Annotated in this window: 13 protein-coding genes; 8 read left to right on the top strand and 5 right to left on the bottom strand. The window is 69.5% G+C overall.

Translation table 11 applies throughout. The annotated features are described in order from the left end of the window. The first annotated feature begins 63 nt into the window (after positions 1 to 63). The 6 genes from ABZ794_RS11595 (at position 64) to ABZ794_RS11570 (ending at position 6,219) form a co-directional block, all read left to right on the top strand. The gene (locus ABZ794_RS11595) at positions 64 to 948 is read left to right on the top strand and encodes an aminoglycoside phosphotransferase family protein (RefSeq protein ID WP_357515599.1); all 885 of its coding nucleotides are present in this window, start codon (positions 64 to 66) and stop codon (positions 946 to 948) included. 24 nt (positions 949 to 972) lie between these two features. Then, the gene (locus ABZ794_RS11590; protein ID WP_357515410.1) at positions 973 to 1,431 is read left to right on the top strand and encodes a hypothetical protein; all 459 of its coding nucleotides are present in this window, start codon (positions 973 to 975) and stop codon (positions 1,429 to 1,431) included. Between the two features lie 270 nt (positions 1,432 to 1,701). Then, positions 1,702 to 2,388, top strand: coding sequence for a sugar transferase (locus ABZ794_RS11585; protein WP_307850445.1), 687 nt, complete (start codon positions 1,702 to 1,704; stop codon positions 2,386 to 2,388). A gap of 22 nt (positions 2,389 to 2,410) precedes the next feature. Beyond that, positions 2,411 to 3,559, top strand: a complete 1,149-nt coding sequence (locus ABZ794_RS11580; protein WP_210781345.1) for an aminotransferase class I/II-fold pyridoxal phosphate-dependent enzyme — start codon at positions 2,411 to 2,413, stop codon at positions 3,557 to 3,559. Then, complete coding sequence (locus ABZ794_RS11575) at positions 3,556 to 4,200, top strand: acetyltransferase (protein WP_210781344.1); 645 nt, start codon at positions 3,556 to 3,558, stop codon at positions 4,198 to 4,200. The genes ABZ794_RS11580 and ABZ794_RS11575 overlap by 4 nt, the downstream gene beginning before the upstream one ends. Positions 4,201 to 4,344: 144 nt before the next feature. Next, positions 4,345 to 6,219: a nucleoside-diphosphate sugar epimerase/dehydratase gene (locus tag ABZ794_RS11570; protein WP_210781343.1), complete on the top strand. Its 1,875-nt coding sequence runs from the start codon at positions 4,345 to 4,347 to the stop codon at positions 6,217 to 6,219. Positions 6,220 to 6,419: 200 nt separating this feature from the next. Here ABZ794_RS11570 and wecB read toward each other — a convergent pair whose 3' ends face one another. The 5 genes from wecB to ABZ794_RS11545 form a co-directional block, all read right to left on the bottom strand. Further along, positions 6,420 to 7,544, bottom strand: coding sequence for a UDP-N-acetylglucosamine 2-epimerase (non-hydrolyzing) (wecB, locus tag ABZ794_RS11565; RefSeq protein WP_210781342.1), 1,125 nt, complete (start codon positions 7,542 to 7,544; stop codon positions 6,420 to 6,422). Next, positions 7,541 to 8,779, bottom strand: a complete 1,239-nt coding sequence (locus ABZ794_RS11560) for a glycosyltransferase family 4 protein (RefSeq protein WP_357515406.1) — start codon at positions 8,777 to 8,779, stop codon at positions 7,541 to 7,543. The genes wecB and ABZ794_RS11560 overlap by 4 nt, the downstream gene beginning before the upstream one ends. Next, positions 8,776 to 9,903, bottom strand: coding sequence for an NAD-dependent epimerase/dehydratase family protein (locus ABZ794_RS11555; RefSeq protein WP_357515404.1), 1,128 nt, complete (start codon positions 9,901 to 9,903; stop codon positions 8,776 to 8,778). Before ABZ794_RS11555 ends, ABZ794_RS11560 begins: the two co-directional genes overlap by 4 nt. Continuing rightward, positions 9,897 to 10,937 (bottom strand): SDR family NAD(P)-dependent oxidoreductase, encoded by a 1,041-nt coding sequence (locus tag ABZ794_RS11550; protein ID WP_307850444.1) that lies wholly within the window; start codon positions 10,935 to 10,937, stop codon positions 9,897 to 9,899. The genes ABZ794_RS11555 and ABZ794_RS11550 overlap by 7 nt, the downstream gene beginning before the upstream one ends. Positions 10,938 to 11,132: 195 nt before the next feature. Then, complete coding sequence (locus tag ABZ794_RS11545; protein ID WP_238688075.1) at positions 11,133 to 12,395, bottom strand: hypothetical protein; 1,263 nt, start codon at positions 12,393 to 12,395, stop codon at positions 11,133 to 11,135. Positions 12,396 to 12,738: 343 nt separating this feature from the next. Between ABZ794_RS11545 and ABZ794_RS11540 the strand changes: the two genes are divergently transcribed. Continuing rightward, positions 12,739 to 13,971 carry a glycosyltransferase gene (locus ABZ794_RS11540; protein ID WP_357515401.1) on the top strand — a complete coding sequence of 411 codons (1,233 nt, stop codon included), beginning with the start codon at positions 12,739 to 12,741 and terminating at the stop codon, positions 13,969 to 13,971. A 147-nt stretch (positions 13,972 to 14,118) separates the two neighbouring features. Beyond that, entirely contained in the window at positions 14,119 to 15,363 is a 1,245-nt protein-coding gene (locus tag ABZ794_RS11535) for a hypothetical protein (RefSeq protein WP_357515399.1), read from the top strand. The last annotated feature ends 4 nt before the right edge of the window (positions 15,364 to 15,367 follow it).

Here is a 15,367-nt window from a genome sequence, read left to right as displayed (position 1 = left end):
CGCGGGCGGTGGGAAATCCGCTCGCGTGGCCGCGAGGTTCGGGGCGATGATCTCGCGGTGAGGATGCACGCCGATCAGGTGGACGTGAGCGTGGACGTAGTTTCCGCGCTGGTGGCCGAGCAGTTCCCCCGGTGGCGGGGCCTGCCGGTCCAGCCGCTCCCCTCGACCGGCACGGTGAACGCCCTGTTCCGGCTCGGCCGGGACATCGTGCTGCGGTTTCCGCTGCTCCCCTCGACCGATCCCGAGCTGCGCGCCGAGCTGCGGCGCGAGCAGGAGTACGCCGTGCTGCTCGGCGGGCACCTGCCGGTCGCGGTGCCCGAGCCGCTCGGCCTCGGCGAGCCGGGCGACGGGTACCCCGGGCCGTGGACGGCGTACCAGTTCATTCCGGGCGAGACGGCCCAGCCCGACCGGATCATCGACCTCGACGTCTTCGCGCGGGACCTGGCCGGCGTGGTGACGGCCCTGCGCGGCATCGACACCGACGGGCGGGTCTGGTCCGGGAACGGGCGCGGCGGGCGGCTGGCCGCCGAGGACGCCAGCGTGCGGGCCGCGCTCGCGGTCAGCGGCGCGCTCACCGACACCACCGCGCTCGGCGAGGTGTGGGAGCGGTGCCGGGACGCGCGCCGCGACGACCTCGCCGACGTGTGGATCCACGGCGACCTGATGCCGGGCAACCTGCTGGTCCGCGACGGCCGGCTGGTCGCCGTCATCGATCTGGGCGCGGTCGGCGTGGGCGATCCAGCGGTGGACCTGATGCCGGCGTGGAACCTGTTCGACGCGGGTTCCCGGCAGACGTACCGGCGGGCGTTGGGCGTGGACGACGCGACGTGGGAGCGGGGACGCGGCTGGGCCCTGGAGCAGGCGATCAACGCGCTGCCGTACTACGTCGAGACCAACCCGGTGATGGCCGGCATCGCCCGGCACACGCTGCGGGCCGTGCTCGACTGAGTCGGCTCGCGTACCGTCGGCGTCGTGGGTGAGCGAGACGCCCGGGAGTGGCGGGATCAGCAGCGGCAGGCGGTGCGGGCGCACGCCGACGCGGACGCGCGGCGGCGGGCCGCCGAGCACGCGGAGGCGGCGGAGCTGGTGGCCTGGTTCGTGGCCGAGGCGGCCCGGCGAGGGCTGCCCACCACCCGGCTGCTCGCCCGGGGATACGACGGGCGTGGGCGCTACCGGACCGGGCTGACCGGCTGGTACGTCGACCGGGCCGAAACCCGGGCGGTGGACGTGGCCGGCCGGTTCCACCTGCTGACCGTGCCGGGCGGTCTGCGGGCCCGGCTGTTCGGCGTCGACCCCCAGCCCAGCCCGGCGCCGTTGGTCGTCGGTGCGGGGGGCCGCGACGGTGAGTCGATCCCGCTGCGGACGCTGCTCAACCGGCTGCTGGGCGACGGGCCCGGTGCCACCACCACGCCTGCCGCACCACGAGGGTGAGCAGGCCGGCAAGGACGTCAGGCGCAGCACGATCTTTCCCTGGCCCGACCGGCTGATTCTCTGCTCGCCCGACCGGCCGGTCGCGCTCCTACCGCCCGACGTGACGGCCCGGACCGCAGGCGGGCGTCCCACGAGGCCGTGTCCATCCGAGCCGTTTCGGGGTTGATCGGGGCGAAGCAGCATGAGTGTCGCCATTCTGAGCTACTGGCCGGCTTGTGCTGGTACAACCCTTACACGGTCTTTCTGTCGTTTCTCCCGGAGGTCGGATCGGTGCCAGTGCCTGGTGGTCTCGCGAACGCCCCCGAACACCCCTTGCCGCTGCCCCGACCCGCCCCGGGTAAGCGCGTCTTCGACGCGATCCTCGCGGGCGTACTGCTGGTGCTGGTCACGCCCCTGCTGCTGGTGGTGGCGGTCCTGGTCATGGTGGGCCTCGGCCGCCCGGTGCTGTTTCGTCAGTGCCGCGCCGGACTGCACGGCCAGCCCTTCGAGGTGGTCAAGTTCCGCACGATGCGACCGCCCCGACACGGCTTGGTCGGCGACGGCGATCGACTCACGCCACTGGGGCGCTGGCTGCGCGCCACCAGCCTGGACGAGCTGCCCACGCTCTGGAACGTGCTACGCGGCGACATGAGCCTGGTGGGCCCCCGCCCGTTGTTGCCCGAGTACCTCGATCGCTACACCACCAGCCAGGCTCGCCGGCATGAGGTACGGCCCGGTGTCACCGGGCTGGCCCAGGTGCGCGGGCGTAACAGTCTGAGCTGGGAGGAGAAGCTGGACCTCGACGTGCAGTACGTGGACAGCCGCGACCTCCGACTTGACCTGTCGATCCTGGTCGCGACCGCGCGCACCGTGCTGCGCCGCGATGGCATCAACGCGGCCGGGTCCGCGACCATGCCGGAGTTCCTCGGTACGCACCGACGCCCAGCACCACCGCAGCGGGACCGGACACCGGCATGACGATTCCCCAGGGAGCCGGCCGATGAGCCAGACCATCCACCTGTCCCCGCCCGATGTCGGGCCGCTTGAGGAGTCGTACCTGGTCGCGGCCCTGCGTTCGGGTTGGGTGGCACCGGCCGGCCCGGATCTTCAGGCGTTCGAACGGGACATCGCCGAGCGCGTCGGCACCGGCGGAGCCGTCGCGGTCAGTTCCGGCACCGCTGCCCTGCACCTGGCCCTGCTCGGTGTCGGAGTCGGACCTGGCGACGTGGTGATCGTGCCCACGCTCACCTTCGTGGCAACCGCGAACGCGGTCCGGTACGTCGGCGCGCGTCCGGTCTTCGTCGACTGCGACCCCAGGACCGGAAACGTCGACGTCGGTCTCGCCGCTGACCTGCTGCACCGACTGCTGTCGGGTGGTGAGCGGGTGGGGGCGATCGTCCCGGTGGACATGTTCGGCAGCTGCGCCGACTACCGCGCCCTGGTCCCGGTCTGCGCCGAGGCCGAGGTCCCCTTGGTGGAAGACGCCGCAGAGGCCCTCGGGGCCAGCCACCGGGGACAGCCCGCCGGCTCCTTCGGGCACGCCGGTGTGCTCTCGTTCAACGGCAACAAGATCATGACCACGTCCGGTGGCGGAATGCTGGTGTCCGACGACCCGGCGCTCCTCGATCGCGCTCGCCACCTCTCCACACAGGCCCGAGAGCCGGCGCGGCACTACGAACACCGTGAGACTGGCTACAACTACCGACTCAGCAACCTCCTCGCGGCGCTCGGCCGGGCCCAGTTGCTTCGGCTTGACGGAATGATCGCGCGACGACGCCAACTGCGTGACCAATACGCCAAGCTCTTCGCCCCGGTGCCGGGCGTTCAACTGCTCGGCGCCGAAGACACCGAGTCGAACTGCTGGCTCACCGTCATCACAGTCGAGCAGGAGCGGTGTGGTTGGCGGGCCGACGACTTGGCTGCCCACCTGGCCGAACGGGACATCGAGACCCGGCCGGTGTGGAAACCGATGCACCTGCAGCCCATGCACGCCGGCGCGGAGAGCCTGCTCACGGGCGCGTCGGAGCGACTCTTCGCCAACGGGCTCACCCTGCCGAGCGGGAGCGCCCTGACCGAACCGCAGATCGCCAGAGTGTTCGGCGCGATCGACGAGTTCCTGGCCATCCGCTCAGGAGGGTCCACGGCGTGAAGACCGAACTGGTGGTGGTCGGCTGCGGCGGGCACGGCCGGGAAGTGCTCACCATCGCCCGAGCGGTGAACGAGGCCGCTGGCCGGCCGATCTGGCAACTGCTGGGCGTCGTCGACGACCGGCCCACCGAGGAAAACCTCAAGCGGTTGCAGCGACTCGACGTGCCGTACCTCGGGGATGTGGCCTGGCTGCGGGATGCGCCCCCGACCACCCGGTACCTCATCGGGGTCGGCGATCCGCGGGTCCGCCGCGCCATCGGCAGCCGGATCGACGGGTACCACATTTCCGCCGCGAGCCTCGTCCACCCGGACGCCACCATCGGGCCGGACACCGAGTACGGGCCGGGGTTCGTCGCTTTTGCCGGCGCCCGGGTCACCACGAACGTCACCCTCGGCTGCCACGTGCATCTCAACCAGAACGCCACCGTCGGCCATGACAGCACACTTGCCGACTACGTATCGGTCAACCCGCTCGCCGCAGTGTCCGGTGACTGCCACCTGGCCACCGGCGTACTGGTCGGGACCACCGCCGCAGTGCTGCAGGGCCTTCGCATCGGGCGGGACAGCACGGTCGGGGCCGGTGCCTGTGTCGTCCGGGATGTACCCGATCAGGTGACGGTCAAGGGCGTTCCGGCCCGCTGAGGCAACGGACAGACAGGATATTCAGCCTGCGCTGTCGGAAACCGCCCGGACGAGCCTCTAAGCATGTAACAAGGACAAAGAGCCCCGAGGCCCCTTCTGCCGCGCGGGCGGAAGCAGTCGTGCGACGAAACAGGGAGCCAACTCATGGCGCAGGACACCGAGAACACACAGGACGCCGACCGACACGCGCGGCGAGCCCGGGCTCGCCGGCGCACCGTCCGATTCCTGGCCACAGACACCACCGCGTGGGTCGGTGGGTTCGTCGCGGCCGTGTGGACCCGGTTCGAGTTTCAGCTCCCCCCGGGCCAACTGTCCCGGGCTGCGGCGATCGGACTGGTCGCGGCGGTCGTGCACGTGGCGGTGGCGGCGCTGCGGCGGCTCTACTCCGGACGACACCCACTGGGCAGCCTTCAGGAGGTCCAGGGCGTCGCCGGTACCACCATCACCACGGCCGGCATCGTGCTGCTCGGGCTGTTGCCGGCCACCGAGCGGCCGGTTCCGGCGAGCACCCCTCTGGTCGGCGGCGCGCTCGCCCTGCTGTTCATGCTCGGCGCCCGGTTCGCGTACCGGCACCGGCGCGACCTCGCGATGAGGCCAGACGTCCGATCGTCCACGCCGGTGCTGCTGTTCGGAATGGGTGACGCCGGGCAGGGGCTGCTCCGCGCCATGCTCGGCGACCCACGCGGTCGGTACCTGCCGGTGGGCGCGCTGGACGACGACCCGGACAAGCGTGACCTGCGCATCGGCGGGGTACGCGTGCTCGGCGGCCGGCACGACGTCGCCGCCTCCGTCCGGCTTACCGGTGCCAGCACCGTCATCTTCTCGGTGGCCAACGCGGACGCCGCCCTGATCCGTCAGATCCGCGAGGCCACCCTCGAAGCCGGCGCGGTCTTCAAGGTGCTGCCCCCGGTGCGGGACCTGGTCGACCACCGGATCACCGTCACCGACGTCCGGGACGTGCAGGTCAGCGACCTGCTCGGCCGCCGGCAGGTGGTCGGTGACCTACCGCTGAGCGCCAACAGCCTGACCGGAAGACGGATCCTGGTCACCGGCGCCGGCGGTTCGATCGGCTCGGAGCTCTGCCGTCAGGTGATGAAGGCCAACCCGGGTGAGCTGATGATGCTGGACCGGGACGAGTCCGCTCTGCACAGCCTTCAGATGTCGCTCGCCGGACGGGCCATGCTGGACGGCCCCGAGCTGATCCTCGCCGACCTACGCGACGACGAGGGCATCCGACGGATCCTCCGGGAGCGCCGTCCGGAGATCATCTTTCACGCGGCGGCGCTCAAGCACCTGACGTTGCTTCAGCGGCACCCTGGCGAAGCGATCAAGACCAACGTCTGGGGCACGCTCTCCGTGCTGGACGCCTGCCAGGACGTGGCGAAGTTCGTCAACATCTCGACCGACAAGGCGGCCGATCCGATCAGCGTCCTCGGCTACTCGAAGCGAATCACGGAGCGGTTGACCGCGCACGCCGCGTCCCGCTTCCCGGGCACGTTCCTCAGCGTCCGGTTCGGCAACGTGCTGAGCAGCCGCGGTTCGGTGGTGACAGCCTTCCAACGGCAGATCGAGACGGGGACGCCGCTGACCGTCACCCACCCCGACGTCAGCCGCTATCTGATGACCGTCCAAGAGGCCGTCCACCTGGTGCTTCAGGCCGCCGAAATCGGCCGGGACGGGGAGGCGCTGGTGCTCGACATGGGCGACCCGGTCCGGATCGTCGACCTGGCGCGTCAGATGGTCGAGCATGCCTCCAGCTCCGTGCCCATTGTCTACACCGGTCTGCGCCCCGGCGAGAAGCTGCACGAGGACCTGCTCGGGACCGGTGAGGTCGACACCCGACCGTTCCATCCCCTGGTGTCCCACGTGGCCGTGCCGGCGCTCGACCCGATCGAGGTGAGCGGGCTCGACCCGTACGACGACGCGGCGAAGATCGTCGAGCATCTCGCGCTGCTCTGCGTGCAGCCGGTCGATCCGGTGGTGAAGGGCCAACGGGGGGTACCCCTGCAGTCGCACTGATGTGATCGGCCCCGCCGCTGCGGCGGCGATGCACCGGGGTGACGCCGCGCGGCGTCACCCCGTTCCGTGCGCCGGGAGGGGACCCCGGCCGGGTCAAGGCACTCCGGGCTGCCGCACCAGAAGCACAGAGAGGACCCCGGGCACGGCGACCAGGGCTGACGACCACAGGTTCGTGGTGGTCAGCCCCGGTGCCCCGATTGTCAGCGGCGAATGCCCGCCCAGTCGTGGTGCCGGCGGACGGTGGAGAGGATGAAGTCGACCACCCGCCGGGAGGTGTCCGGCACCTGGTAGTCGACCGGGCAGGGCACCCCCTCGGCGGCGACCTGGGCCACTGTCACCTCGACCGCCTCGACCACGCCCTGCGGGTCGAGGCCGGTCATGATGATGCCGCCGGCGTCGAGCGCCTCCGGACGTTCGATCGACTCGCGCAGCGTCACAGCGGGGAAGCCAAGGATGGCGGCCTCCTCGCTGATCGTCCCGCTGTCCGACAGCGTGCAGTACGCCTTGGTCTGCAGGTGCACGTAGTCGAGCAGGCCGAACGGCTCATGGAAGGCGATGCCGTCCAGGGCGGTGGCGTCCGGGGCCAACGCCTCCAGCCGTTTACGGGTGCGCGGATGGGTGGAGACCAGCACCGGGAGGGCCCACCTGTCCCGCACTGCGACAAGACAGTCCAGCAGCCGACGAAGCCGGTCGGGACGGTCCACGTTCTCCTCGCGGTGGGCGCTGACCAGGAAGTACCCGCCTCGATCGAGCTCCAGCCGCCGGAGAATGGTCGAGCTGGCGATCGGTGCACGATAATGCTCCAGCACCTCCCGCATCGGCGAGCCGGTGTGCAGGATCCGCCGCGGGTGCAGGCCCTCGGCGAGCAGGTTACGCCGGGCGTGTTCGGTGTAGACGAGGTTGAAGTCGGCCACGTGGTCGACCAGCCGCCGGTTGGTCTCCTCCGGCACGTTCAGATCGAAGCACCGGTTGCCGGCCTCCATGTGGTAGACCGGCACCCGCATCCGTCGCGCCATCAGCGCGGCGATGCAGCTGTTCGTGTCGCCCAGCACCAGCAGCGCATCCGGCCGCAGCTCGGCGATCGCCTGTTCCATGCCGACCAGAACGCCACCGAGTACCCGGCCGAGCGAGGAGGTGTCGACCTCCAGGAACCGGTCCGGCTGGCGCAGTCGCAGCTCGGTGAAGAACACGTCGGACAGGGTCGGGTCCCAGTTCTGCCCCGTGTGAATCAGGGTGTGGTCGACAGTGCTGTCCAGTCTGGTAAGCACCCGGGACAGTCGAATGATCTCCGGCCGGGTGCCGACCACTGTCATGATGCGGGTCATGCCCGTCCTCTCTGCGCTGCCACCTTGGTCAGGATGTCTTCGAACTGGTCGACGCCCACGCGCAGGGACATCCGATCGCGGTACACCTGGCGGGCCCGGTCCGCCATGGCCTGCCGCGTGGCGGCCGGCTGTTCGGACGCTTCCACGAACCTTTCGGCGAGCGCCCGCCAGTCCTCTGGCGGACAGACGAGACCGACCCCGGTCGACCGGACAAGGGCCCCGGTGTCGCCCCCGGCGGCAGCGATCACCGGAACACCGCAGGCCAACGCGGCCTGCAGCTTCGACGGGACGGCAGCGCGCAGGGCGGGTACGTCGCGTAGGCACACAAGTTGCCAGTGCGCTGCCGCGTACAGCTCCGCCATCTGTTCGGGCGGACGCCGACCGATGAACCGCACGTTGTCGGCGCCCAGGTCGGCGGCCAATCGGCGGGCGCCGTCCTCACCCGCGCCGGAGCCGACCAGCACCAGGTCCATCCGGTCACTGGCGGCGGCCGCCGCCCGGATGGCCGTCTCGATGCCCTGCAGGAGCCCGAGGTTGCCCGCGAACATCACGGTGCAGCGCTGGCGGTGACCGAGCGCCGCACGGGCCTCGTCGGTGACCGGCACCGGCCGGAACAGCGCGTCGTCAGTCCAGTTCCAGACCACCCGCACCCGGTCCGGGTCGGCGCCGCCGGCCACCACCCGCTCAGCCATCGTCGGCGAAATCACCACGATGGCATCGGCCAGCCGGTACGTCCCACGCATCAGCGCCCCGATGGACCGCTCCAGCCATCGCCCGGCCCGGCCGGTCGGTGCCATCCCGGACTGCGTCACCGACTCGGGCCACAGATCCTGCAGGTGGAGCACGATCGGTGTTCGGCGGGCCGCACGCTGCAGGGCCGCAGCGGCGATGGCCGTGGGCGGCGGGTGGTAGACGTAGGTGACGTCGACGTCAGCGAGCCACCGCGCCCCAGCCACCGCGCTGGTGGCACCGAAGGAGAGGTGGCTCAGGGCGCGCCGGACGGTGGAGGTGTCGTGGCTGGGATAGGCGGGCACCCGCCGGACCATCACCGGCCCCTCGGTCTCCCGATGCCGCCAGCGCTGTTGCCAGCCAGGAAAGACTCGGCCGTACGGATAGCTCGGGAATGTGGTGAGGACCTTGACCTCGTGGCCACGGCCGGCCAGTTGGTGCGCCAGGTTACCCGGTATGAAGACACCCTCCGGCGGATACCACTGGCTGATCAGGCCAATCTTCACGCCCCGACCGCCACCGGCGCCGGTCGGGCCGCCACCACCGCCTCAGGCCAGGTATCCGGTCGGTCCGGGTCGAAGATCTCGTTGGTCCAGAACATCGTCACCAGCTCATCCGGCCCGGTGTTCACCAACTTGTGTGCCCACATCGTCGGCATGTCCACGAGTACCGGCTCGTCGCCGCTCACCGGGAAGCGCAGGACTTCGGTGTCACCCACCCGCCGCAGGCTGATCTCAGCAGAGCCGCGCAGCACCACGAACCGCTCCACCTTGGCCAGGTGAAAGTGTTCGCCGCGGGTGATCCCGGGCAGCGTGGTGGAGCAGAAGGTCTGGCCGGCACCACCGTGCGCCTTGACCGTCTCGACCAGCTCACCCCGGGCATCGGCGCGGCGAGGCAGCGCCAGGGGGTAGTGCGCCGGAAAACAGTGCGACCGGTATGTGTTGAAGAGCCGCACATCATGCCGCTTCAGTAGGTGCGGGATGTCCCCTGTCCGGTACGTCGCGGCGATCTCGGTGAGCCGGTGGGCCAGCCCCTGCACTCCGATGCGCAGCGGCGGCATGGCCGGATCCCATGAACCGCCGGCCGGCACACCGATGAGCCGGGCGGCCGCGTCGGTGACGTGCACGAGGCTCAACTCACGGTCGGCGTGCACCTCCGGCCGGCCACCCTCCGCGAGCACCCGACAGAACGTCGCCACCGCGGAGTTGTAGTGCGGGCGTCCGTGCTCGCCGTAGAGGTTCGGAAGCGACACGTCATCGAGGTCGACGCCGGTATCCGCCAGCACTCGCGCAGCGGTGGCCTTGGCGTCGCCGTACGCGGTGCCGTTGCCGGCCTGCACCGAATTGGCGTAGACAACCCGCGTCGGCGGGTTCGCGCAGTGCTTGAGTCCCTCCGCGAGCTGCGCGGCGAGCAGGACGTTCCCGGCAGCGACATCGGCCGGCTCACCCCGGTTCACGCCGGCCAGGTGCAGCACCCGGTCGACTCCGTCCACCTTCGCCGCGACCAGGTCGGGATCGGCGAGGTCGCTCCGGGTCACCACGACCGGTTCCGGCCAACCCAGAGCGCGCAGCAGCACCCGGACGTGCCAGCCGAGGAAGCCGCCGGCACCGGTGACGGCGAGCCTCAGCACGCCAGCACCGGATCCCGCAGCGCCAGCTCCGCGCGCACCTCGGGCAGCGTCTTCAGCAGTTCGATGATCTCGGGTACGCCGAGCTGTGGCGCGTTCGACGAGTTGAAGTCCTCGGTCCGCCCGTCGCCGAGGCCGCCCTCGGAGACGTAGAGCGCGTAGTTGAGGTCACGGCCGTCGAGCGGCACCCGAAGGAAGTCACCGAAGTCCTCGGCATGAGCGAGTTCCTCCCGGCTGGCCAGCGTCTCAGCCTGCTTCTCCCCGTGCCGTACGCCGATCACGTCGAGCTTGGAGGGCACGTCGAAGAGTTGACAGAGCGCCTCGGCCAGGTCGCCGACGGTGCAGGCGGCGGCCTTGCGGATGAAGATGTCGCCGGGCCGGGCGTGCTGGAAGGCGTGCTCCACCAGCTCCACCGAGTCGGCCAGCGACATCAGGAAGCGGGTCATCCCCGGGTCGGTCACGGTAGGTGCCCGGCCCGCCTTGATCTGCTCGATGAAGAGCGGAATCACCGAGCCACGGGAGTACATGACGTTGCCGTACCGGACGCAGGAGACCGTGGTGGCGCTGTTCGGGTTGTTCCGAGCGTGTGCCTGGGCGACCTTCTCCATCATCGCCTTGCTCATCCCCATCGCGTTGACCGGGTATACAGCCTTGTCGGTGCTGAGCACCACGACCGAGCCGACGCCGTTGCGCTCGGCGGCCTCGACGACATTGCTGCTGCCCAGCACGTTCGTCCGGACCGCCTCAAGCGGGAAGAACTCGCACGAGGGCACCTGCTTGAGGGCGGCCGCGTGAAAGATGTAGTCGATGCCCCGGCTGGCCTTGAGCACCGAGTCGTAGTCCCGCACGTCTCCGACGTAGTAACGGGCCCGCTCGTCGCCGAGCAGCCGACGCATGGCGTCCTGCTTGGCCTCGTCCCGGCTGAGCACCCGGACCTCGCCAACTCCACGGTCGAGGAGTCGGCGCACCATCGTCTGCCCAAAGGAACCCGTACCGCCGGTGATGAGCACCCGGCGTCCGGTGGTCAAGTAACTCACTGACGCTCCGTTCGTTCATGGTGGCTCGCGTAGGCCGCGCTGGTTGGGGCCGTGGTGCGGCCACAACTGCCGCAACGAGTGGAATCCCGCGAGAGAAACGCCCACATCGGGACCAAAAGCACAATGGAGTTGCTCTAGATCCTGATGGTCCTGGTGCACCACCAGATGGTCAGGCGTCGGGCCCGCGTGCCGCCGTCATCGGGTGGGCGCCATCGGCCGCGCGGGGCGGGCCGCAGGCGTCCGGTAATTGCCGACCAGGTGGTTCGGCGCCACCGCCCCGGAAACCCGCCAACCAAGCAGCAGGATCACCGCGGCCAGCACCAGCAGTCGCCCACCTCCGCGCACCACGTAGGTGAAACTGCCCACCCAGAGGAGGTCGAACAGACCGACCGCGGTGACGATCGCACCGGCGTAGACGCCCACGGCGTACGGCGTCGTCAGCGGGCCGGACGAGGCCCAGGCCAGGACCCTGTCGATGAACCGGACGGCCAGGCCGGTCACCGGCACCATCAGCCCCAGGCCCAGCAGGCCAAAGTTGTACAACCACTCCCCATGCGCGAGCGCCGCCGCGGAATGTCCCGTGCCGACCAGTTCAGGGCTCAGAAAGGCGACGAGGTCGGAACCGAAACCGATCGGCTTACCCTCCCACAGCGCGCGAGGCACCAGACCCACGGCGGCGTTGGCAAACGTCTCCCCCCATCCGCGCGGCAGCAGCCCCACCTCGTTCAGGCGCAGCAGCTGGGCGAACGAGTGAAGCGGGCTGATCGCGGACCCGAATCCGTCCTGGTCGACCATCGCAGCCGAGCCCTGTGAGCCGGTGGCGCGCAGCCCGGCGAGGAACAGCAGAGCCGGCGCCGCTCCACCGAGGACGAGGAGTTTGGTGTAGGGCCGCTGGTCCCGGTGGGCCGATATCACCAGCAACGCGAGCGCCAGCGTACCGACGACGATCCGCCCGAAGCCATTGAAGAGGTAGGTGAAGTAGAACGCGAAGGCGACCAGGAGAACCAGTCCCCAGACGAACGTGTGGCGTGCCATCGGGCCCCGCAACAACCCCACCGCGAGGAGCACGACGCCGACGAAGCCGATCGGGTTTGCCACCGGCGGTGAATTCGGTGCGACCGTTGCCATGCCCACTCCGAGCACCAGCAGGACCAGACCACACTTCACCGCCCACCCTGCCGTCCTGCCGTCCGCCTGGCCGGCAGCCGGTGGCAGCCGATGCGGCGCGGTGCTGCTCCAGAACAGCAACCACGTCACGACCTGTACGAAGTAGCAGATGGCAAGAGCGGTGAAGAGCGGGATGCCGGGATCGATCGTCCATGCCTTCACCGTTTGGTAAAGCCCGCTGAAGCCGACAAAGAATGCGAAGGCGAGGTTGTAGAGCCCTACGGCGGTGATGCGGCGACCGCCGTCGCGCCAGAAGACCCAGGCGCCGAAGAGGGTCGCCAGCAGGCTCATCGCGAGGTTTCCGTCCCTGCTCCACCCAACTGAGGAGTTTCTTTCCAGGAGCAGGCACGCCACGCCCAGCACGAGCCAGGCCAGCCCGGCGAAGCAGCGCCAGAGTCCGCTGGTCGGGAGCCTTGCCTCATCCTCGGGTACGCCGCGTGCGTGACGTGGACGCGCGCCTTGATTCCCACCTGCCATCGGGCGCGCCCCTGTCATTGACTCCATGACAGCGGAGCATATATCCGGACTTCCATTTCGGCCGCCTGTCTCGCGATTTCGGCGCCGATCGCCGCCACATCGCACAGACCGATCCTCCGTGGCGTCACCGATCCACACCGCCCATCGTTAGCCGGACGTGGCCGAACCCTTCGACGTGCTACACGACGACCTGACCCCCGCAGCCGCGAATGTCATTCGCGATTCGCCAATTCCGGTCCCCACACCGCCATATCGCGTGCTGTTGACGTGTGACTTCTTCGAACCGGGATTCCGCGCCGGCGGCCCTGTCCGTTCCGTTGCCCAACTGCTCGACGTCGTATCGCCAGCGATCGAGGTGACGATGGTGACGAGAGACCGCGATCTCGGCTCCGCGGAGCCGTATCCCGGTCACTCCGGTCACTGGATCGACCGGGGCCACGCTCGCATCTACTACCTCGATCCAGGTCGCCTCCGCCAGTGGTACGCCCTGCTGAAAGCGCTCCGATCAACCAGATTCGACCTCCTCTACGTCAACAGTCTCTGGGCGAGGTCATCGGTTCTGCCGATTTTCGCGGCGCAGGCACGCATCATTCGGGTCAAACAGATACTCGTCGCCCCTCGGGGTGAGCTGGCGGCGAGTGCGCTAGGGGTCAAGAGCTTGAAGAAGCGATTGTTCCTACGCGTTTGGCGACCCATTCTCAGACGGCTCAGGGTCCACTGGCACGCCACCAACCCGCACGAAGCGCAGCTGATCAGGAACCTCTTTCCGTGGGCCCGGATCGAGATGCGACCCAACGAGGTGTCGCTTCCGCCAGAGCCAATCCCACCCGAAGAGACCGGTGGTTCCTCGCGGCTCGTATTCATCGGTCGCATCAGCCCGATCAAGAATCTGGCGAAGGTGATCGAGGCCCTCGCGCTGGTGACGCGGCCGGTGGTTTTCGATATCTACGGCCCTATTGAGGACAGGTCCTATTGGGCCGAATGCCAACTGCTTGCCCAGCGGTTGCCGGCGTCCGTGACGCTCTCCTATCGGGGAGAGCTCGCGCCCCGCGCGGTCCGGTCCACCTTCGCGGAGTACGACATGTTCGTCTTTCCGACTCAGGGGGAGAACTTCGGCCACGTCATCGCGGAGAGCCTCTCCGCGTCGTGCCCGGTGATCTGTTCGGACGAGACCCCCTGGAGCCCGGTGCTCCGGGCCGGCGGAGGAGTCGTCCTGACGGATGCCACGGTGGCGACTCTGGCTCACCAGATTGACCAGTTCGCCCAGCGCAGCCGGGAGGAACGGCTCGCGGCACGCCGGGCGGCGGGGCAGGCCTATCGGTCCTGGCGGGCCGAGACCGAAGGGCCGAACATCCTCGACCGGATCAGGTTGACAGTCGCGGAGCGCTGACCCCCGCCCGTCGGCGGGCGGTGCCCAGCCGCCGTGAAAGGACCACGATTGAAGGAACGGTCGACTCCAGAGCAGACGCTCTCCGAGCCCACTGAGTCTGTCCGCTCCCAGGGAGGTCGCCGGTCGGGGGTGCGGTCCAATACCGTTGTGGCGTCGGCGTCCAGCCTGATGAGCGGACTGCTGAACGCCGGGATACTCGCGTACAGCGCGCGGCAGGGCCAGACCGCCGAAATCGCGGCTTACAGCGTGATGACGGCCGCGCTGACCTGGGTGGCGAACCTGGTCATGGGTGGATCATCCCTGCTGTATGTATCCGGCAATGACGAGGAACGCCGCGCGGCGCACAGTCAGCGAATCCTGGTGGCAGTGCCTGCCATGGCCACCGCCACTCTGCTGATCGCCGCGCTCTACGCTGATCAGGGGTACGGCGGGGCAGCCCTGATCAGCGCCGGCGGCGTGATGATCTTCAACAGCCTCGCCGACCTGCGCTTCGGCGACCTCGCCCGACAGATGCGCTTCATCGCGGCCTCGGCCGCGATGACCAGCACCCGACTCCTCGCCATGGTGCTGCTGATCGCCGGCACGCCACTGACGACCGCACTGCTGGTTGGTGCCGCCACCTACCTGCTCAGCACGGAGATACTGGCTTGTCGAGGCCCGGCCGGCCCGCCACCAATGTGGAGGGGACTGTCGCCGGGGGCAGCGGGGCGCGCCTTCCGGTTGAGCCGTCCGCTGTTCACCTACAGCCTTGCCGAGGCGTTCACCGGCCGTGCCAGCACTATCGCCCTCTCATTGGTGGCGAGCCCTCAGGTCGTTGGCTGCTACGGCGCCCTCGTCAGCATCTACCAGGCACTGGTCGCCGTCACGTTCAGCGGACTCCGGGTGCCGATGGCGATCCGGACCCGGCGACGACACAACCTCGGCCCCACAGTGGCGATCAGCCGGGAGAGCGAGATTATCGCCGTCATAGGTGCGACCGTCATCGCGGCCGCTGTCATCGCCACCGCGCCGTGGCTCACGACGAGCCTGCTCTCGCTGCCGATACCCGAGTCGGCGCTTTGGCTGCAACTGTTGGCGCTCGCCCTACCGTTCACGACCATGAACCGCGCCGTTGCGCTCAACCGCATCGGCGACGGGAACTACGTCGCCGCCAGTCGTCTCGCCCTGTCGATCGGTATGCTTTTGGGCGGCGCTCTACTCGTCCAGGCGGCGACACTCGGCCCGACAGGTGCCGCCGCCGCGACCACCGTCGCGGAGATGCTGGTCGCGGGGATCCTCGTGCTGGCCGCGGTGTCGCGTCGATACCGGCGGCGCGGATCTCATCGAGCAAGACATATCTCCCCTGAACAGGAGCGTCAGGCGGCGCCGCCCGTCGACCTCATCGGCAGGTGAGGCC

This window comes from Micromonospora sp. NPDC047187 (assembly GCF_040643355.1).
Lineage (GTDB): Bacteria > Actinomycetota > Actinomycetes > Mycobacteriales > Micromonosporaceae > Micromonospora > Micromonospora salmantinae.
This window is presented reverse-complemented; position numbering and strand designations above follow the sequence as displayed.

Excerpts from the sequence above, each read along its gene's own strand:
- ABZ794_RS11595 (WP_357515599.1), top strand. The coding sequence starts at position 64 with ATGCACGCCGATCAGGTGGACGTGAGCGTGGACGTAGTTTCCGCGCTG.
- ABZ794_RS11580 (WP_210781345.1), top strand. The coding sequence starts at position 2,411 with ATGAGCCAGACCATCCACCTGTCCCCGCCCGATGTCGGGCCGCTTGAG.
- ABZ794_RS11570 (WP_210781343.1), top strand. The coding sequence starts at position 4,345 with ATGGCGCAGGACACCGAGAACACACAGGACGCCGACCGACACGCGCGG.
- wecB (WP_210781342.1), bottom strand. The coding sequence starts at position 7,544 with ATGACCCGCATCATGACAGTGGTCGGCACCCGGCCGGAGATCATTCGA.
- ABZ794_RS11545 (WP_238688075.1), bottom strand. The coding sequence starts at position 12,395 with ATGAGCCTGCTGGCGACCCTCTTCGGCGCCTGGGTCTTCTGGCGCGAC.